The organism is Ensifer sp. 4252, from assembly GCF_050434565.1.
Lineage (GTDB): Bacteria > Pseudomonadota > Alphaproteobacteria > Rhizobiales > Rhizobiaceae > Ensifer.
Genome location: NZ_JBNDIU010000012.1, coordinates 52,830 through 71,086, shown reverse-complemented (window position 1 = coordinate 71,086; position 18,257 = coordinate 52,830). Strand labels below are relative to the sequence as shown.

General features: G+C 62.7%; 15 protein-coding genes. 12 read left to right on the top strand and 3 right to left on the bottom strand.

All coding sequences use genetic code 11. The annotated features are described in order from the left end of the window. Positions 1–42: 42 nt before the first annotated feature. The gene (locus ABIE33_RS21305) at positions 43–1,677 is read right to left on the bottom strand and encodes an MFS transporter (RefSeq protein ID WP_429129091.1); all 1,635 of its coding nucleotides are present in this window, start codon (positions 1,675–1,677) and stop codon (positions 43–45) included. A 276-nt stretch (positions 1,678–1,953) separates the two neighbouring features. Between ABIE33_RS21305 and rimP the strand changes: the two genes are divergently transcribed. The 12 genes from rimP (at position 1,954) to ABIE33_RS21245 (ending at position 16,118) form a co-directional block, all read left to right on the top strand. Then, positions 1,954–2,574 carry a ribosome maturation factor RimP gene (rimP, locus tag ABIE33_RS21300; protein ID WP_429129383.1) on the top strand — a complete coding sequence of 207 codons (621 nt, stop codon included), beginning with the start codon at positions 1,954–1,956 and terminating at the stop codon, positions 2,572–2,574. A 48-nt stretch (positions 2,575–2,622) separates the two neighbouring features. After that, positions 2,623–4,239: a transcription termination factor NusA gene (gene nusA, locus ABIE33_RS21295; RefSeq protein ID WP_429129089.1), complete on the top strand. Its 1,617-nt coding sequence runs from the start codon at positions 2,623–2,625 to the stop codon at positions 4,237–4,239. Then, the gene (locus ABIE33_RS21290; RefSeq protein ID WP_429129087.1) at positions 4,239–4,937 is read left to right on the top strand and encodes an RNA-binding protein; all 699 of its coding nucleotides are present in this window, start codon (positions 4,239–4,241) and stop codon (positions 4,935–4,937) included. Before nusA ends, ABIE33_RS21290 begins: the two co-directional genes overlap by 1 nt. A gap of 105 nt (positions 4,938–5,042) precedes the next feature. Then, on the top strand, positions 5,043–7,745 hold the full coding sequence (gene infB, locus ABIE33_RS21285) for a translation initiation factor IF-2 (protein WP_429129084.1): 2,703 nt from the start codon (positions 5,043–5,045) through the stop codon (positions 7,743–7,745). A gap of 72 nt (positions 7,746–7,817) precedes the next feature. Continuing rightward, positions 7,818–8,225: a 30S ribosome-binding factor RbfA gene (gene rbfA / locus ABIE33_RS21280; RefSeq protein WP_429129081.1), complete on the top strand. Its 408-nt coding sequence runs from the start codon at positions 7,818–7,820 to the stop codon at positions 8,223–8,225. An 8-nt stretch (positions 8,226–8,233) separates the two neighbouring features. Next, positions 8,234–9,169, top strand: coding sequence for a tRNA pseudouridine(55) synthase TruB (truB, locus tag ABIE33_RS21275; RefSeq protein ID WP_429129079.1), 936 nt, complete (start codon positions 8,234–8,236; stop codon positions 9,167–9,169). 277 nt (positions 9,170–9,446) lie between these two features. Next, positions 9,447–11,168, top strand: coding sequence for a sensor histidine kinase (locus ABIE33_RS21270; protein WP_429129077.1), 1,722 nt, complete (start codon positions 9,447–9,449; stop codon positions 11,166–11,168). 43 nt (positions 11,169–11,211) lie between these two features. Then, positions 11,212–11,553: an SH3 domain-containing protein gene (locus ABIE33_RS21265; protein ID WP_429129075.1), complete on the top strand. Its 342-nt coding sequence runs from the start codon at positions 11,212–11,214 to the stop codon at positions 11,551–11,553. Between the two features lie 170 nt (positions 11,554–11,723). Then, positions 11,724–11,993, top strand: a complete 270-nt coding sequence (gene rpsO, locus ABIE33_RS21260) for a 30S ribosomal protein S15 (protein WP_025425494.1) — start codon at positions 11,724–11,726, stop codon at positions 11,991–11,993. A 357-nt stretch (positions 11,994–12,350) separates the two neighbouring features. Next, positions 12,351–14,492, top strand: a complete 2,142-nt coding sequence (gene pnp, locus ABIE33_RS21255; protein WP_429129073.1) for a polyribonucleotide nucleotidyltransferase — start codon at positions 12,351–12,353, stop codon at positions 14,490–14,492. An 83-nt stretch (positions 14,493–14,575) separates the two neighbouring features. Beyond that, positions 14,576–15,592 (top strand): class I SAM-dependent methyltransferase, encoded by a 1,017-nt coding sequence (locus tag ABIE33_RS21250; protein WP_429129070.1) that lies wholly within the window; start codon positions 14,576–14,578, stop codon positions 15,590–15,592. A gap of 310 nt (positions 15,593–15,902) precedes the next feature. Then, entirely contained in the window at positions 15,903–16,118 is a 216-nt protein-coding gene (locus tag ABIE33_RS21245) for a hypothetical protein (protein WP_429129068.1), read from the top strand. A 70-nt stretch (positions 16,119–16,188) separates the two neighbouring features. Here the strand turns inward: ABIE33_RS21245 and fabI are convergent, their stop codons facing one another. Then, positions 16,189–16,995 carry an enoyl-ACP reductase FabI gene (gene fabI, locus ABIE33_RS21240; RefSeq protein ID WP_429129065.1) on the bottom strand — a complete coding sequence of 269 codons (807 nt, stop codon included), beginning with the start codon at positions 16,993–16,995 and terminating at the stop codon, positions 16,189–16,191. 4 nt (positions 16,996–16,999) lie between these two features. Continuing rightward, complete coding sequence (gene fabB, locus ABIE33_RS21235) at positions 17,000–18,223, bottom strand: beta-ketoacyl-ACP synthase I (protein WP_429129064.1); 1,224 nt, start codon at positions 18,221–18,223, stop codon at positions 17,000–17,002. Positions 18,224–18,257: the final 34 nt, after the last annotated feature.

Here is an 18,257-nt window from a genome sequence, read left to right as displayed (position 1 = left end):
CCTCATGCAAGCCGGGTGATCCGCGCCCCTTGGGCGCTCTAGCTAGTGCATGTCGACGTCGACCTGGCGCTTGTAGCGCTCGTAATGGGTCGGAACGATCGTCTGGCGCTCGATCATGCGGTGCACCCGCGGCGGCGCTGCCCCGCGATGCAGCGCCGTCAGCTGGTCGCCGACCGAGGCGTCGGCTTGCGTGCGGCGCTGGTTGTGGCGCACATACTCCACCCAGGTCGGCACATGGTAGGTTTCCGTCCAGGTGGTCGGAATTTCCAGATCGCGCATCAGCGCCCAATGGCCGGCGCCGTCGCGGATACGGATGCGTCGACGCTCGGCCATGGTCTCCAGAAATTCCGGTATGTCGGCATCGTCGATCTCGTAATCGATCATGATGACGATCGGGCCGCTGCGGGGTTTCAGGTCCAGCTCGAGCAGCGGCTCGTTGAACCGGTTGAGCGGGTCGAGGTTGAGCGACTTGAACTCGGGCAGCGGCAGGCGCAGGCCGATGGCCGCACCCGCCAGCATCAGCAGACAGGAGACGAAAAGCGCGTTGGTGGCGCCGTAGAGTTCGGCCGTGGTACCCCAGAGCCAGCTGCCGCCGGCAATGCCGCCGAAAGTCATGGTCTGGTAGAGCGACAGCGCCCGGCCGACGACCCAACGCGGGGCCGAAAGCTGGACGGTGGTGTTGAACAACGACAGCGCCAGCACCCAGGATGCCCCGGAGGCCAGCAGCAAGAGACAGCTGAGCCAAGCATAGGGGCTGAAGGCAATGACGAGCGTGCTCACGGCAAAGCCGCCAAAGGCCAGGCGAACGATCGCCTCGCTCGACATCATTTCGCGCAGCCTCGCGCTCAGCAATGCGCCGCCGATTGCGCCGAGGCCGAAGGCGCCGAGCATCAGGCCGTAGGTGAGCGGGCCACCCTTAACGAGATCGCGCGCCACCAGCGGCAGAAGCGCGAGAATGGCGCTTGCCGAAAGGCCGAAGAGGAAGCCGCGCACCAGCACCTTGCCGATATTGGGCGACATGACGACATAGCGCAGGCCCGCAGTGATCGCCCGGCCGAGCGTTTCGCGCGGCAGCGGGCTCATGGTCACCTCGCGCCGCCAGCGCACCAGCGCAAAGAGGATGGCGAAATAGCTGAGCGAATTGGCGGCAAAGGCTGCAGCCGCACCCGCGGTCGCCACGATCACGCCGCCGATCGCCGGGCCGACGCTGCGCGTGATGTTGAAGCCCATGCTGTTCAGCGCCACGGCCGCCGGCAGGTCGTCGCGTGGAACCATGTCGCCGACCGAAGCCTGCCAGGAAGGGTTGTTGAGCGCGGTGCCGCAGCCGATCATGAAGGTGAAGAGCAGGAGCAGCCAAGGGGTGATGATGCCGAGATAGGCGCTGACGGTCAAAAGCACCGACACCGTCAGCATGAAACACTGCGCCACCAGCATGATCCGCCGCCGGTCGAAATTGTCGGCAAGCGCGCCTGATATCAGCGAGAACATCATGATGGGAAGCGCGGTCGATGCCTGCACCAGCGCAACCATGTTGGCCGACGAGGAAATCGAGGTCATCAGCCAGGCGGCGCCGACCGACTGGATGAGGCCGCCGAAGTTGGACGCGAGGCTTGCGATCCAGATGGTGCGGAAGATGTCGTGCTTGAAGGGGGCCAGTGGCGAGATTCGGGTGGGCACCTCGTCTTCTCTCTCGTGTCTTTTTGATTGCGATATCGAAGCGGTTCGTTGCCTGTTATAAACCTCGAAGGCCGAAGTGCCAGCCGCTGAAACTTGCCGTCGCATCGATTGCCTGTCGCCCGCACCGATCTGGCGGCTTCGGTCGCCGCCGGTGGAACACCTTGCAATTTGCGGCAACGAGGCGTATATGGGCCTCAAATTCTTGATCGGTAGATGAAGAGTGGGCCCGTCAGGACCCGCTCTTTTTTATTAGCCGGTCCCATGAGGAGACATCGTTTGTCCGATCCGACAACGGCTGAAAATGAACATGAACCCCGCCTGATCACCGAGACTGGTCTCGATCAGCGCATAGCCGACATCATCGAACCGGTGCTGACGCCGATGGGCTATCGCCTGGTGCGCGTGCGCATGTCCGGCCAGAACGGCATGACGCTGCAGATCATGGCCGAGCGCAACGACGGCACCATGACCGTCGAAGATTGCGAAGCCATCTCGATGGCCATTTCCCCGGTTCTCGATGTGGAAGATCCGGTCGACAAGGCGTATCATCTGGAAGTGTCGTCGCCCGGCATCGATCGCCCGATGGTTCGCAAGTCCGATTTCTTCCGCTGGCAGGGTCACCTGCTGAAATGCGAGACCTCGGTGCTGGTCGAAGGCCGCAAGCGTTTCCGCGGCAAGATCGTGTCCGTGGATGCGGATGGTTTCCAGATTGAGCGCGATCAGCCTGCTTATGGCGAGGAAGCGACGGTGGTCATTCCATTCACCACGCTTGCGGAAGCGCGGTTGATCCTGACCGACGATCTGATCCGCGACGCCCTGACGGCCGACAAGAAGGCCAAGGCAGCGCGCGCCGCGAACGAGAATTTTGAAGACGAAGATTCACCTATCGAAGAATAAAAGCCGGGGCGGTGCTTGAGGCCCCCTGCAACCAGACGGAGACATGAGATGGCAGTCAGTGCTAACCGGCTCGAGCTTCTGCAGATCGCAGATGCAGTGGCACGCGAAAAGGTGATCGACCGCGAGATCGTTCTGGCCGCGATGGCCGATGCGATCCAGAAGGCCGCGCGCTCCCGCTATGGTTCGGAATCCAACATCCGTGCCGACATCAATTCCAAGACCGGCGAAATTCGCCTGCAACGTCTCCTGGAAGTGGTCGAGAAGGCGGAAGACTATTCCACCCAGATCCCGCTCGAACTGGCCCGCGACCGCAACCCGGACGCAAAGCTCGGCGACTTCATCGCCGACCCGCTGCCGCCAATGGATTTCGGCCGTATCGCCGCCCAGTCGGCTAAGCAGGTCATCGTGCAGAAGGTTCGCGAAGCCGAGCGTGACCGCCAGTTCGACGAATTCAAGGATCGCGTCGGCGAGATCGTCAACGGCACCGTCAAGCGCGTCGAATACGGCAACGTCATCGTCGATCTCGGCCGTGGCGAAGGCATCATCCGTCGCGACGAGATGATCCCGCGCGAAAACATGCGTTACGGCGACCGCGTCCGCGCCTTCGTCTACGACGTTCGCCGCGAACAGCGCGGCCCGCAGATCTTCCTGTCGCGCACGCATCCGCAGTTCATGGTCAAGCTCTTCACCATGGAAGTGCCTGAAATCTACGACGGCATCATCCAGATCAAGTCGGTTGCCCGCGATCCGGGTTCGCGCGCCAAGATCGCCGTGATCTCGAACGATAGCTCGATCGACCCGGTCGGCGCCTGCGTCGGTATGCGCGGTTCGCGCGTTCAGGCCGTCGTCGGCGAACTGCAGGGCGAAAAGATCGACATCATTCCATGGTCGCAGGATCCGGCATCGTTCATCGTCAACGCGCTGCAGCCGGCGGAAGTCGCCAAGGTCGTTCTCGACGAAGATGCGGAGCGCATCGAAGTCGTGGTTCCGGATGAGCAGCTGTCGCTGGCCATCGGCCGCCGCGGCCAGAACGTTCGCCTCGCTTCGCAGCTGACCGGCTGGGATATCGACATCCTCACCGAGCAGGAAGAAAGCGAACGTCGCCAGAAGGAATTCAACGAGCGCACCAACCTGTTCATGGACTCGCTCGATGTCGACGAGATGGTCGGCCAGGTTTTGGCTTCCGAAGGCTTCGCGGCCGTCGAGGAGCTCGCTTATGTCGATCTCGACGAAATTGCTTCGATCGACGGCTTCGACGACGAAACCGCCACCGAAATCCAGACCCGCGCCCGCGAGTACCTGGACAGGCTGGAAGCCGAGATGGATGCCAAGCGCAAGGAACTCGGTGTTGCCGACGAACTGCGCACGATCAATGGCCTGACCAGCCCGATGCTGGTCGCGCTCGGCGAGGAAGGCATCAAGACCATCGAGGACTTTGCCGGTTGCGCCGCCGACGATCTGGTCGGCTGGAGCGAACGCAAGGACGGCGAGACCAAGCGCTTCGAGGGCACGTTCACGAAGTTCGAAGTTTCGCGTGCCGATGCTGAAGCCATGATCGTTCAGGCCCGCCTTGCGGCCGGCTGGATCACGGAAGATGACCTTGCCGTCGCGCCGGAAGAAGAAGAGGCGATCGAGGTTGCCGAAGGCGCGGAACAGGACGCCTGATGGCGACCACCGCATCGACTGACGCTGACGTTCTGCCTTCGGACAATGGCCCGAAGGACAAGAGCGGCAGCACCCGGACTTGCATCGTCACGCGCGAAAGTGGCGCGCCCGACGATCTGATCCGCTTCGTCGCCGGACCCGACGGCCGCATCGTTCCCGATCTGAAGCGTCAGCTTCCGGGACGCGGCTGCTGGATCAGGGCGGAGCGAGCGCTGGTCGAAAAGGCCATGGCGAAGAAGCTCTTCGCCCGTGCCTTGAAGGCCGACGTCAAGGTCGAGGCGACGCTTGCCGACGACGTGGACAGGCTGCTCGTCGAGCAGCTTGCCGGAATGATGAACTTGGCGCGCAAAGCGGCCCAGTTCATCTCCGGCGCGACGAAGACGGAGCAGGCAGTTCGTGGATTGGCGGCACTCGCCGTCTTCCACGCGAGTGATGCGGCAGCTGACGGCGTCCGCAAGATTGACCAGGCCCGCAAGGCGATGAGCTTTGTGGTTGAAGATGAAACGGAAATACCCGCGTTCCGCCCCTTCACGGCGGCGGAAATGGAGGGCCTTTTGGGAAGTAATGCTTTTATCCATGCCGCAACGCTTGCAGGGCAGGCGGGTGAGGGTGTAGTGAAGCGCGCAATCATGCTCGAAAAGTACCGTGGATCCGTCCCGGTCCGGGCCGAAGGCGGCGCTGGCAAGCCACAGCAATGACGCGCGTCACCGGCAAAATCCGGCATCGCGTACATTGTTTGAGACAATTTGGAAGACAGGGTCAGGTGATACGCATCCGGCCCTGATCGCTAGGAACGGAACGGAATGACCGACAACAACGACGACAAGACAGGCAGCGCAGCAGGCAAGAAGACGCTGACCCTGAAGCCCTCCGGGGTTTCGCAGGGGACCGTGCGTCAGGACATGGGCCGTGGCCGCACCAAGGCGGTCGTGGTCGAAACCAAGAAGCGCCCCTTCCATCGCCCCAAGGACGAGCGTCCGATCACGCCGGTGGCCGCGGCTCCTGCGGCACGGCCGGTCGAACAGCGTCCGGCTCAGCCACAGCCTTCGGGCCGCCCGGCACCACAGCCGCAGCAGCACCAGACACGCCAGGAAGCCAACCAGGCGAACCGTCCGCGCGTCGGCGTCGTTCTGAACCAGCTTTCCGCCGGTGAGATCGATGCGCGCCGCCGTGCTCTGGCCGAAGCCCAGATCCGCGAAGCCGAAGAAGCGATCATCCGGGCCGAGAACGAAGCGCGCCGCAAGCGTGAGGAAGAAGTCCGTCTCCAGCAGGAGAAGGAAGACGCCGCACGCCGCGCCGCAGAAGAAGCAGCCCGTCCGGCTGTCGAGCCCGAAGCCAAGGCCGAAGAGGTTGTCGAAGAGCGCCCCGTGGCTGCTCGCGCACCAGCTTCCACCGAGCGTCGCGTCGACAACCGCCCGCAGGCCGGACGGCCCGCAGCCGCCCCGGCGGCTGGCCTACCGACGCCGGCACCGGCCGGTGCTCTGCGCGGTCGCAAGGTCGACAACGAAAAGGATGACGATCGTAGCCCGCGCCCCGGTGCAGGTCCGGTTCGTGGCAAGGTCGTGCGTCCGGAGCCGGCAAAGCCGGTAACGCGCCCGAAGGGTGACGATGGTCGCCGCCAGGGCAAGCTGACGCTGACCACCGCTGCCGACGAGGATGCCGGCCAGCGCGCCCGTTCGCTGTCGGCGATGCGTCGCCGCCAGGAGAAGTTCAAGCGCAGCCAGATGCAGGAGACCCGCGAGAAGATTTCGCGCGAAGTCGTTCTGCCGGAAACCATCACGATTCAGGAACTGTCGCAGCGCATGTCCGAACGCGCCGTCGACGTCATCAAGTACCTGATGAAGGAAGGCCAGATGATGAAGCCCGGCGATCTGATCGACGCCGACCTGGCTGAACTCATCGCCGGCGAATTCGGCCACACCGTGAAGCGTGTTTCCGAGTCCGACGTCGAAGAAGGCATCTTCAACGTCTCCGACATCGAGGAAGAACTGGTTTCGCGTCCGCCGATCGTCACGATCATGGGTCACGTCGACCACGGCAAGACCTCGCTGCTCGACGCTATCCGTCATGCAAACGTGGTTGCCGGCGAAGCGGGTGGCATCACCCAGCACATCGGCGCCTACCAGGTCGAGCAGAACGGCCACAAGATCACCTTCATCGACACCCCCGGCCATGCGGCGTTCACCGCCATGCGTGCCCGTGGCGCCCAGGCGACCGACATTGCCATTCTGGTGGTTGCGGCCGACGACAGCGTGATGCCGCAGACGATCGAATCCATCAATCACGCCAAGGCGGCTGGTGTTCCGATCATCGTGGCGATCAACAAGATCGACAAGCCGACGGCCAATGCCCAGAAGGTTCGCACCGAACTTCTGCAGCACGAAGTCTTCGTCGAATCCATGGGCGGTGAAGTTCTCGACGTCGAAGTCTCGGCGAAGGCCGGCACCAACCTCGACAAGCTGCTTGAAGCGATCCTGCTCCAGGCGGAAATCCTCGACCTCAAGGCCAATCCAAACCGGACGGCCGAAGGTACTGTGGTGGAAGCCGAACTCGACCGTGGTCGCGGCGCCGTCGCAACCGTGCTCGTTCAGAAGGGCACGCTGCGTCCGGGCCAGATCATCGTTGCCGGCGACCAGTGGGGCCGTGTGCGCGCTCTGGTCAACGACAAGGGCGAACACGTCAAGGAAGCCGGTCCGTCCATGCCGGTCGAAGTTCTCGGCCTTTCGGGCACGCCGGCAGCGGGCGACAAGTTCGCCGTCGTCGAAAACGAAAGCCGCGCTCGCGAGATCTCGGAATACCGTCTGCGGCTTGCCCGCGACAAGGCGGTTGCCCGTCAGTCCGGTTCGCGCGGTTCGCTCGAGCAGATGATGACCCAGCTTCAGACCTCCGGTCTGAAGGAGTTCCCGCTCGTCATCAAGGGCGACGTGCAGGGCTCGATCGAAGCGATTGCCGGTGCGCTGGAGAAGCTCGGAACCGACGAAGTGCGTGCGCGCATCGTCCATTCGGGCGCCGGCGGTATCACCGAGTCGGATATCTCGCTCGCAGAAGCATCGAACGCCGCCATCATCGGCTTCAACGTTCGTGCCAACAACCAGGCCCGTTCGGCAGCCGAGCGTGCAGGCATCGAAATCCGCTACTACAACATCATCTACGATCTGGTGGATGACGTTAAGGCGGCGATGTCCGGTCTGCTTTCGCCCGAGCGTCGCGAAACCTTCCTCGGCAACGCCGAGATCCTGGAGGTGTTCAACATCACCAAGGTCGGCAAGGTCGCGGGTTGCCGCGTCACCGAAGGCAAGGTCGAGCGTGGCGTCGGCGTCCGTCTGGTTCGCGACAACGTCGTCATCCACGAAGGCAAGCTCAAGACGCTCAAGCGCTTCAAGGACGAAGTCTCGGAAGTCAACGTCGGTCAGGAATGCGGTATGGCGTTCGAGAACTACGAAGACATCCGCGCAGGCGACACGATCGAGTGCTTCCGCGTCGAACACATCACGCGGACGCTGTAAGATCCGTCCGATTAGAAATTGTGCGGGCGCCGGGTTATCCTTCGGCGCTCGCATTTTTTGAGGTATTGACCAATGACCAGAGCCACATCCTCTGCCCCCTCCCAGCGCATGCTGCGCATCGGCGAACAGGTGCGCGCGGCGATCACGCAGGTCCTGCAGCGTGGCGAAGTCCGCGATCCCGTGATCGAGAAGACGCTGATCGCGATCTCCGAAGTACGCATGTCGCCCGACCTGAAGATCGCCACCGCCTTTGTGACGCCGCTCGGCGTTCCAAATCATGCTGAGGTCATCGAGGCGCTGAACAAGAACGCCAAGTACATTCGCGGCCGCCTCGGCCCGCAGCTGCGCCAGATGAAGTACATGCCCGAAGTTCGCTTCCGCGACGATACGAGCTTCGACAACTACAAGAAGATCGACGCCCTCCTTCGTTCGCCCGAAGTGAGCCGCGATCTCGATCCGAATACCGACGACGAAGAATAGAAGAGTTCATGTCCAAACCGCGTAAACCCAAGGGCCGCCCGATTTCCGGCTGGCTGATCCTCGACAAGCCGCTCGATTTCGGCTCGACCGAAGCCGTTTCCAAGATCAAGTGGCTGTTCAAGGCGCAGAAGGCCGGCCATGCCGGCACACTCGATCCGCTGGCTTCTGGCATGTTGCCGATCGCCCTTGGCGACGCGACCAAGACCGTTCCCTATGTCATGGACGGCCGCAAGATCTACGAATTTACCGTCGCCTGGGGCGAAGAACGCTCGACCGACGACCTCGAAGGACAAGTGACCCATTCCTCGGACGAACGCCCGACGGAAGAGGCGATCCGCGCTCTCCTGCCGAACTATACCGGCGTCATCAGCCAGGTGCCGCCGCAGTTCTCGGCGATCAAGATCGACGGCGAGCGCGCCTATGACCTCGCTCGTGAGGGCGAAACCGTCGATATTCCGGCACGCGAGGTCGAGGTGTTTCGCCTGACGCTGCTCGGTGCCACGCCCAATCTCGCCCAGTTCGAGATCGAATGCGGCAAGGGCACCTATGTCCGTTCGCTCGCCCGCGACATGGGCCGCGATCTCGGGTGTTTCGGACACATCGCCTCGCTGCGGCGCACTTTCGTTGCGCCGTTCGGCGAGGACGACATGGTGCCGCTTGCCGACCTGGTGGCGCTCGAAAAGATCGAAAGCGAAGAGGAGCGGCTGGCCGCGCTCGACGCCTTCGTGATCGAAACCGGCGAGGCACTGTCCAGCCTGCCGCATATCGCCGTCAATGACGACCAGGCGCACCGGCTGAAGATGGGCAATCCCATCATCCTGCGCGGCCGCGATGCGCCCCTGGCAACGCCCGAGGCCTATGCGACGGCCCGCGGCAAGCTGATTGCCATCGGTGAAATCGCCGAGGGTGAGTTCCGTCCGAAGCGCGTCTTTGCCGTCGGCTGATCTCTTCGATCCCGGCATTTGCCTTTGCTGCATCGCTGACGCATGATCCCGCCGAAGGGCTTGCGGCTGCTTCGAAACGGTTCCGTTTCCAGCTCGCAAGCAGGCGCTCGTTGCCTGCTTTCGCCCGTTTCGGCCGCCGTCCGGCGGTCGTGGCTGCTGCATGATTTTCCAGATCGACATCGATTTGGAGAGGGGATTATGGCGCAGTTTTAAGGTGTTGCGGTGGCCTTCGCGCGCTATATTCGGCGCGCGACGCTGTGGTTGAGAGGCGGTGCATTTGGCGCAGGTTTCGCAAGAGGGAAGGGAGACTGCCGTGGGCCGCCTGGCGACAGCTCTCGATTTCGCTCGCCGCCGCATGACGCGGCCTTTCCGTTTCTACCTGACGTCGCTGCTGCTGATCGCGATCGTTCCTGCGTTCATCTTCTCACTCGTGGTGCTGAAGCGCAGCGTCGACGCGCAGGAACAGGTCATCACGGCGCTGCTGCAGGCCTCGACCGGATCTGTGACCCGCATCGTCGAGCGCGACGTCGAGGGCATGCTGACGACCCTGAAGGTGCTGTCGACCGCGCGCGCGATGGAAGACGGCAACATGGAGGCCTTCTATCGCAGGGCTTCGACGGCGCTCGCCGACACCGACTCCTATTTGATCGTCATCGACCGCAAGCACAATCAGCTCATAAACACGCGGGTGCCGTTTGGCACGCCGATCGCCAAGGCTTCCGATCCCACCTCTGTCGAGCGGGCTTTCACCAACAATGGCGCGCCGCTGGTCTCGAACGTGTTCTTCGGCCAGACGGCTGAAAAATGGGTCTTCAACGTTTATTTGCCGGCGAAACTTCCAACCGGTGAGGAGTATCTGCTGACGCTGACGCAGAACGCCGAGAGCATGGCCAAGGCCGTGAACCGCGAAACGCTGTCGCCGGGTTGGAATGCCGCTCTGGTCGACGGCAACGGCAAGGTCATCATTTCTTCGGACGGAGGCGTCAAGGCGGGTGAGCCGTTCTTCCTCGACAAGGTGCCGGCGATCAGCATCGGCGTGCGCAACATCACCGAGAATGGCACAGCCTATCGGGTAGCGACGGAGTTCTCTGTCGTGACCGGCTGGCGGATCATCGCCTGGGCGCCGCGTGCCACGGTCGACGCGCCGGCCACCTGGTCCTTCCTGTGGCTGTCGCTTGGCGGCATCATCTTTGCCGGCATTGCCATTGCCGGATCGCTGGCGATCGCAAGGCTTCTGTCGCAGGGGGTGAAACTGGTCGCGCTCGACGCGCGCCGCCTTGGCGCCGGCGAACGCATCGAGCCGCGCCCGCACGTGATCGCCGAAGTCGAGACCGTATCCGCCGCCCTTGCCAAGGCTGCGGCGTCGCGCACCAAGGCCGAGAGCGAGATCCGCTTCCTCATGCGCGAAGTTGCCCACCGCTCGAAAAACCAGCTGACGGTGATCCAGTCGATGCTGAACCAGTCGGTGCATTCGGCCGAAAGTGTCGCCGACTTCGCCGAATCCTTCCGCAAGCGCATCGCCGGCCTTGCCCGCTCCACCGATCTGATGATTGCCAATGCCGCGCAGGGCGTCGACTTCCGCGAGCTCGCCCAGAACCAGCTGCAGCCGTTCACGCCGGATGATCCCAAGCGCGTGGTCCTGTCGGGGCCTGCCCTGCGGCTCGACACGGAGAGCGCCCAGACGCTCGGCATGGCGCTGCATGAGCTGGCGACGAACGCCACGAAGTATGGTGCGCTTGCCAATACCACCGGTGTCGTCAAGCTCTCCTGGTCGCTGTCCGACGAGGGCATTGCCATCCGTTGGCGCGAGGAGGGGGCCGACATCGAGGCGCAGACGACCCCGACCCGCAAGGGCTTCGGCACACTGGTGCTGGAGCGCATGCTCGGCATGGCGCTGAAGGCCGAGCTCGAACGGATCATGCATCCCGACGGCATCGAGTGGCGGATCAACATCCCGCGGAATGCGAAGGATGGCGATGGCGACGACGCGGAGCCTTGAGACGCATTCGGCTTCGAACGGTTCGTTTTTGAAAGGGGCGACAATGCGGGTCCGGACAGGTAGCATCGGCATTCTCTCGGTCGCGTTGAGCCTGATGGTCGTGGCACCGGCCGCCGGCCAGGACGTTTCCTGTGTCGTCGCAGACCCGACCGGCACGCCGCTCAACGTTCGCACGGAACCGAACGGCCGGATCGTCATGACCTTGGCCAATGGCAGCAAGGTTCGCCGCGTCGGCGAACGCCGGCAAGCCGGCAAGGGCTGGGCGCTCGTTTCGAGCGTTGCCGGAGAACTCGGCTGGGTATTTGCCGCCTATCTCGACTGCGTCCCGGTTGACGGCGACCTGCTGAAGTCGGCGCCGATGCACCCACGACCGTCAGGCAACTGAGAGGCGCCCGGCCATCGCTGAAGGGCCATTTTCATGACCCTTTCCTTTTTCATCCAATTCGGTTATAGGCACGCCAGCAAAAGGCGCATGCCCATTGCAATCACGGCCGCAGCTGGACGACATCCCGGCTGAAGGCGTCCCTAAATCCTCGAAATCGAAAGGATCATCCGATGTCGATTGCTGCAGAGCGTAAGGCTCAGCTCATCAAGGAATACGCGACCGTTGAAGGCGACACCGGTTCTCCGGAAGTCCAGGTAGCTATCCTGACGGAACGGATCAACAACCTGACCGAACACTTCAAGGGCCACAAGAAGGATAACCATTCCCGCCGTGGTCTTCTCGCGATGGTTTCCAGCCGTCGTTCGCTCCTCGACTATCTGAAGAAGAAAGACGAAGCGCGCTACACCAAGCTGATTGGTGCCCTCGGCATCCGTCGCTAAGCGACTTGCCCGGCGGATCGCATGCGGTCCGCCGGCCTTTTTTATTATGGAGCGCAGAGCGCTCAGCAAATGAACTCTCCGCAAGCGCACTAGGCGCATACAAGGAGAGGTATCCAGCGGGCCGGATGGGCCGGATCCGCGGATCAACCGATGGCCCGTCATGGGGCAGGATTGCAGGATGCTTCGGCGCCTGCTTGCAGAACCCGCTGCGGAGCAGCCAGGTTTTGCAAAGCGGAGAGCGCCGGTCTCGTTTGAAGCCTCCCGTTGTCTTGCCCGTGATGCGCCATACCAGGCGGCTTTCCGACCACCCGCGCTGCAACAGCCGCGGAAAGGTCTGCCGCACACGAAGGACAGAACATGTTCGATACCCATAAGGTTGAAATCGAATGGGCTGGGCGTCCGCTCAAGCTCGAAACCGGCAAGGTCGCCCGTCAGGCTGACGGCGCCGTTCTCGCCACCTACGGCGAAACCGTCGTTCTCGCCACCGTCGTTTCGGCCAAGTCGCCGAAGCCGGGCCAGGACTTCTTCCCGCTGACCGTCAACTATCAGGAAAAGACCTACGCCGCCGGCAAGATCCCGGGTGGCTACTTCAAGCGCGAAGGTCGTCCGAGCGAGAACGAAACGCTGGTTTCGCGCCTGATCGACCGCCCGATCCGCCCGCTCTTCCCCGATGGCTACAAGAACGACACCCAGGTCATCGTCACGGTCATGCAGCATGACCTCGAAAACAACCCCGACGTCCTGTCGATGGTTGCAGCTTCCGCTGCGCTGACGCTGTCCGGCATCCCGTTCATGGGCCCGATCGGCGGCGCGCGCGTCGGCTACATCAACGGCCAGTACGTTCTCAACCCGCATCTCGACGAGATGGACGAATCGACCCTCGACCTCGTTGTCGCCGGCACGCAGGAAGCCGTGCTGATGGTCGAGTCGGAAGCCAAGGAACTGGGCGAAGACATCATGCTCGGCGCCGTCGTGTTCGGCCAGAAGGGTTTCCAGCCGGTCATCGACGCCATCATCAAGCTTGCTGAAGTTGCTGCCAAGGAGCCGCGCGAATTCGAGCCGGAAGATCATTCCGCGCTTGAAGCCGAAATGCTCGGCATGGCCGAAGCCGAACTGCGCGATGCCTACAAGATCACCGAGAAGGCAGCCCGCTACTCAGCCGTCGACGCCGTCAAGGCAAAGGTGAAGGCACACTTCTTCCCGGAAGGCGCAGAGCCGAAGCACACCGCCGAAGTCATTGGCGCCGTGTTCAAGCACCTGCAGGCCAAGATCGTTCGTTGGAACATCCTCGACACCAAGAGCCGCATCGACGGCCGCGATCTCGAGACCGTTCGCCCGATCGTCTCGGAAGTCGGCCTGCTGCCGCGCACCCACGGTTCGGCGCTCTTCACCCGCGGTGAAACGCAGGCGATCGTCGTTGCCACGCTCGGCACCGGCGAAGACGAACAGTACGTCGACAGCCTGACCGGCATGTACAAAGAACGCTTCATGCTGCACTACAACTTCCCGCCCTTCTCGGTCGGCGAAACCGGTCGCATGGGCTCCCCGGGCCGCCGCGAAATCGGTCACGGCAAGCTCGCCTGGCGCGCTATCCGCCCGATGCTGCCGGAAGCCGAGCAGTTCCCCTACACGCTTCGCGTCGTTTCCGAGATCACCGAATCCAACGGCTCGTCGTCGATGGCGACGGTCTGCGGCACCTCGCTCGCTCTCATGGATGCAGGCGTTCCGCTCGCAAAGCCGGTTGCCGGTATCGCCATGGGCCTGATCAAGGAAGATGAGCGCTTCGCCGTTCTCTCCGACATCCTCGGCGACGAAGACCACCTCGGCGACATGGACTTCAAGGTTGCAGGCACCGACGCCGGCATCACCTCGCTGCAGATGGACATCAAGATCGAGGGCATCACCGAAGAGATCATGGGCATTGCGCTCAACCAGGCCAAGGGCGGCCGTCTCCACATCCTAGGTGAAATGGCCAAGGCCATCTCCGAAAGCCGCGGCCAGCTGGGCGAATTCGCACCGCGCATCGAAGTCATGAACATCCCGGTCGACAAGATCCGTGAAGTCATCGGCTCCGGCGGCAAGGTCATCCGCGAAATCGTTGAGAAGACCGGCGCCAAGATCAACATCGAAGACGACGGCACCGTGAAGATCGCTTCTTCTTCGGGCAAGGAAATCGAAGCGGCCCGCAAGTGGATCCACTCGATCGTTGCCGAGCCGGAAGTCGGCCAGGTCTATGAAGGCACCGTTGTGAAGACCGCCGACTTCGGCGCCTTCGTCAACTTCTTCGGCGCCCGTGACGGCCTCGTCCATATCTCGCAGCTCGCCTCCGAGCGCGTTGCCAAGACCACTGACGTCGTCAAGGAAGGCGACAAGGTCTGGGTCAAGCTGATGGGCTTCGACGAGCGCGGCAAGGTTCGCCTTTCCATGAAGGTCGTCGACCAGGCGACCGGCAAGGAAGTTGCTGCAGAAAAGAAGGGTGACGGCGAAGCTGCTGAATAAGCGGCCTCTGCCCGAACGCATTCGGGGCGCGGAGCGGATCGCTCCGCGCCCTTTTCTTGTACTGATATCGACGGAAGAAACCGATGAGCCGAGACGCATTGAAGACCCTGTTCCACCCGTTCGAAACCGGGGTTATCGACCCGCCGGGCGAGGGCGAGCGTGTGCTCTTCCTCGGCGCTGAGGCGGGCTACAGGCTGCCTGAGGGTTTCGCGGCGTCGATCGCTGCCGTCCAGCCGCTAAGGCCGCTCTATCGCGCGCTTGAGGCCATGCGCGCCGATGTGGCGCCTGTGGTCGCCGGTGAGGACTACGACGTCGCGCTGATCCTGTGCGGCAAGCACAAGGGCGAAAACGAAGACCGCATTGCCGAGGCGCTGAAGCGCACGCGTGATGGCGCGCTCATCGTCGTTGCCGGCGGCAAGGAAGATGGCATCCAGTCGCTGAAGAAGCGCATTGCCAAGTTCGAATGGGATGGCGATCACCTGCCGAAGTATCACGGCGTCGCTTTCTGGTTCACGCGACCAGAAGACGTCACAGATGCCGTGCAGAAGCTTGCCAAGGTACCGGTTCGGGTCGACGGCCTGTTCGAAGCTTCGCCCGGCATGTTCTCGCACGATCGTATCGACGCCGGCTCGGAACTGCTTGCCTCGCGTCTGCCGCGCGATTTCAACGGCCATGCTGCCGATTTCGGCGCCGGCTGGGGCTATCTCGCGGTCAAACTCGCCGAGGCGTCCCCAGGCACCAAGGGCATCGACCTGTTCGAGGCCGACCACGACGCGCTGGAGGCTGCCCGCGTCAACATGATGGCAAACGCTCCGCGCATGCCGGCGCGGTTCTACTGGTTCGATCTGACGAGCGAAGACCCGCGCGACAAATACGACCTCATCGTCATGAACCCGCCGTTCCACGAGAGCCATGCGGCCGAACCGGCGCTGGGCGTGGCCATCATCAAGGCGGCGCACAAGGCGCTGAAGCAGGGTGGCAAGGTCATGCTGGTCGCCAATCGCGGCCTGCAGTACGAGCAGGTGCTCGCCGAGACCTTCAAGGAATATGGCGAGACCTGCCGGAACGCACGTTTCAAGGTTCTCTGGGGCAAGCGCTGAGCGCATAATTGCGATAGACGTGAACTGGAGAGGCCGGGCCTACTGCATGTTTTTGTCCCTTAAATCGCAACCGATTTAAGGGACAAAAACATGCAGCAATTCAAAGTGCTACAGCGGCCTTTGCGCGTCCAATAGGACGCGCGGCGCTGTAGTGCTCGGCCTTTTGCTTTTCTGCGGGCGGCAAAACAGACAGTCAAGTTATACTCGAAATCCCGTTGCCATCGCTCGCGAACAGGCACACGATGCGGCTTCAGACGGTGTTTCTCATCGGAGGTGCGGTGTCATGCCATTCGGGCCAGGAAGGTCGCCTTTGACCGAGGATGTGGCGGAAGTGATCGCCAAGGATATCAAGCAGGCGGAAGGACATGGCGCGACCTCGGAAGTGCCGATGCCGTTTCTGAAAAGCCTCTATCGCCTGCCGTTGATGACAACTCCCATTCGAAAGACGCACGCCTGCTTGATGCTCGGCGTGGCCGCCATCGGCCTTGTTGCCGTCCTGCTGCTGGCGGGTCTGCTGACGGTCTGACGAAGGCACATGAAAAAAAGCCCACGGACCGGAGATCCATGGGCTTTGATGATAGTTGCCGTGCCGATGCTTACTCGGCGTCAGCGGTCCTGAGCGCGTCGAGCGCCGGCATCGAGGTGATGTTGTAGCCGGAGTCCACATAGTGGATTTCGCCGGTGACGCCGCGCGACAGGTCGGAAAGCAGGTACAGCGCCGAGTTGCCGACATCGTCGATGGTGACGGTGCGGCGAAGCGGTGAATTCTTCTGCTGCCAGGAGAGCATGGCCCGCGCATCGGAAATGCCGGCACCGGCAAGCGTGCGGATCGGGCCGGCGGAAATCGCGTTGACGCGAATGCCGCGCACGCCGTAGTCGGCCGCAAGGTAGCGCACGGAGGCCTCGAGAGCCGCCTTGGCAACGCCCATGACGTTGTAGTTTGGCATCACCCGCACCGAGCCGCCATAGGTCAGGGTCAGCATCGAGCCGCCGTCGTTCATCAGTTCGGCTGCGCGCTTTGCGATCTCCGTGAAGGAGAAGCAGGAGATCACCATGGTGCGGCTGAAGTTGTCGCGCGTCGTGTCGGCGTAGAGGCCCTTCAGCTCGTTCTTGTCGGAAAAGCCGATGGCATGGACGATGAAGTCGATCTTGCCCCAGCGCTCCTTGATGGCCGAGATGACCGTATCGACGGAGGCGATGTCCTCGACGTCGCAGGGAAGCAGGAAGTCGGAGCCGACTTCGGCTGCCAGCGGCTTCACGCGCTTGCCGAGTGCTTCACCCTGGTAGGTGAAGGCCAGTTCCGCGCCCTGCGCTGCCAGTGCCTTGGAGATGCCCCAGGCAATGGAGTGGTTGTTGGCCACACCCATGATGAGGCCACGCTTTCCGTTCATCAGTCCCGTCATGGCGTTATCCGTTATGGCGCTGGAAGACGAGCGTTGCATTGGTGCCGCCGAAGCCGAACGAGTTGGAAAGAACCGTATCGATCTTGGCGTTGTCGATGCGCTTGCGCACGATCGGCACACCGTCGAATTCCGGGTCGAGTTCGCTGATATGGGCGCTCTCGCCGATGAAGCCAGCCTGCATCATCAGGAGACCGTAGATCGATTCCTGGACGCCGGCAGCACCCAGCGAATGGCCGGTGAGCGACTTCGTCGACTGGATGTGCGGGATCTTCGAGCCGAACACTTCGCGGATGGCGCCGATTTCCTTGCTGTCGCCGACCGGAGTCGACGTGCCGTGCGTGTTGATGTAGTCGACGTCGCCCTTCACGGTCGACAGCGCCTGGCGCATGCAGCGGATCGCGCCTTCGCCGGACGGAGCAACCATGTCGTAACCGTCGGACGTCGCGCCGTAGCCGACGATTTCGGCGTAGATCTTGGCGCCGCGCGCTTTGGCATGTTCCAGCTCTTCGAGCACCAGCACGCCGGCGCCGCCGGCGATGACGAAGCCGTCACGGCTGGCGTCGTAGGCGCGCGAAGCGGTCGACGGCGTGTCGTTATACTTTGAGGACATTGCGCCCATGGCGTCGAACAGGTTGGACATCGTCCAGTCCAGGTCTTCGTGGCCGCCGGCGAACATCACGTCCTGCTTACCCCACTGGATCATTTCCGCGGCATTGCCGATGCAGTGCGCCGACGTCGAGCAGGCCGACGAGATCGAGTAGTTGACGCCGTGGATCTGGAACCAGGTCGCAAGCGTGGCAGACGCCGTCGATGACATTGCCTTCGGCACGGCAAACGGGCCAATGCGCTTGGGGCTGTTGTTCTTGCGGGTAATATCCGACGCTTCGACGATAGTGCGGGTGGACGGTCCGCCCGAGCCCATGATGATGCCGGTGCGCTCGTTGCGGGAAATGACCGCTTCCTCGAGACCGGAGTCGGCGATCGCCTGCTTCATCGCCACATGGTTCCAGGCGCCGCCCTGCGACAGGAAGCGCATGGCGCGCCGGTCGACGAGATCGGTCGGATCGAGCGTCGGTGCGCCCCAGACCTGGCACTTGAAGCCGTTTTCGGCGAAATCGGGAGAAAACGTGATGCCCGATTTGGCGTCGCGCAGCGATGCCGTGACTTCGTCGGCATTGTTCCCGATCGAGGAAACGATCCCGAGGCCCGTGACAACAACCCGTCTCATGGTAATGACCTTTTCTTTATCTCATTCGGTGCGG

Excerpts from the sequence above, each read along its gene's own strand:
- fabB (WP_429129064.1), bottom strand. The coding sequence starts at position 18,223 with ATGAGACGGGTTGTTGTCACGGGCCTCGGGATCGTTTCCTCGATCGGG.
- fabI (WP_429129065.1), bottom strand. The coding sequence starts at position 16,995 with ATGACGGGACTGATGAACGGAAAGCGTGGCCTCATCATGGGTGTGGCC.
- ABIE33_RS21265 (WP_429129075.1), top strand. The coding sequence starts at position 11,212 with ATGCGGGTCCGGACAGGTAGCATCGGCATTCTCTCGGTCGCGTTGAGC.
- nusA (WP_429129089.1), top strand. The coding sequence starts at position 2,623 with ATGGCAGTCAGTGCTAACCGGCTCGAGCTTCTGCAGATCGCAGATGCA.
- truB (WP_429129079.1), top strand. The coding sequence starts at position 8,234 with ATGTCCAAACCGCGTAAACCCAAGGGCCGCCCGATTTCCGGCTGGCTG.
- ABIE33_RS21250 (WP_429129070.1), top strand. The coding sequence starts at position 14,576 with ATGAGCCGAGACGCATTGAAGACCCTGTTCCACCCGTTCGAAACCGGG.
- rpsO (WP_025425494.1), top strand. The coding sequence starts at position 11,724 with ATGTCGATTGCTGCAGAGCGTAAGGCTCAGCTCATCAAGGAATACGCG.
- ABIE33_RS21290 (WP_429129087.1), top strand. The coding sequence starts at position 4,239 with ATGGCGACCACCGCATCGACTGACGCTGACGTTCTGCCTTCGGACAAT.
- pnp (WP_429129073.1), top strand. The coding sequence starts at position 12,351 with ATGTTCGATACCCATAAGGTTGAAATCGAATGGGCTGGGCGTCCGCTC.
- infB (WP_429129084.1), top strand. The coding sequence starts at position 5,043 with ATGACCGACAACAACGACGACAAGACAGGCAGCGCAGCAGGCAAGAAG.
- rbfA (WP_429129081.1), top strand. The coding sequence starts at position 7,818 with ATGACCAGAGCCACATCCTCTGCCCCCTCCCAGCGCATGCTGCGCATC.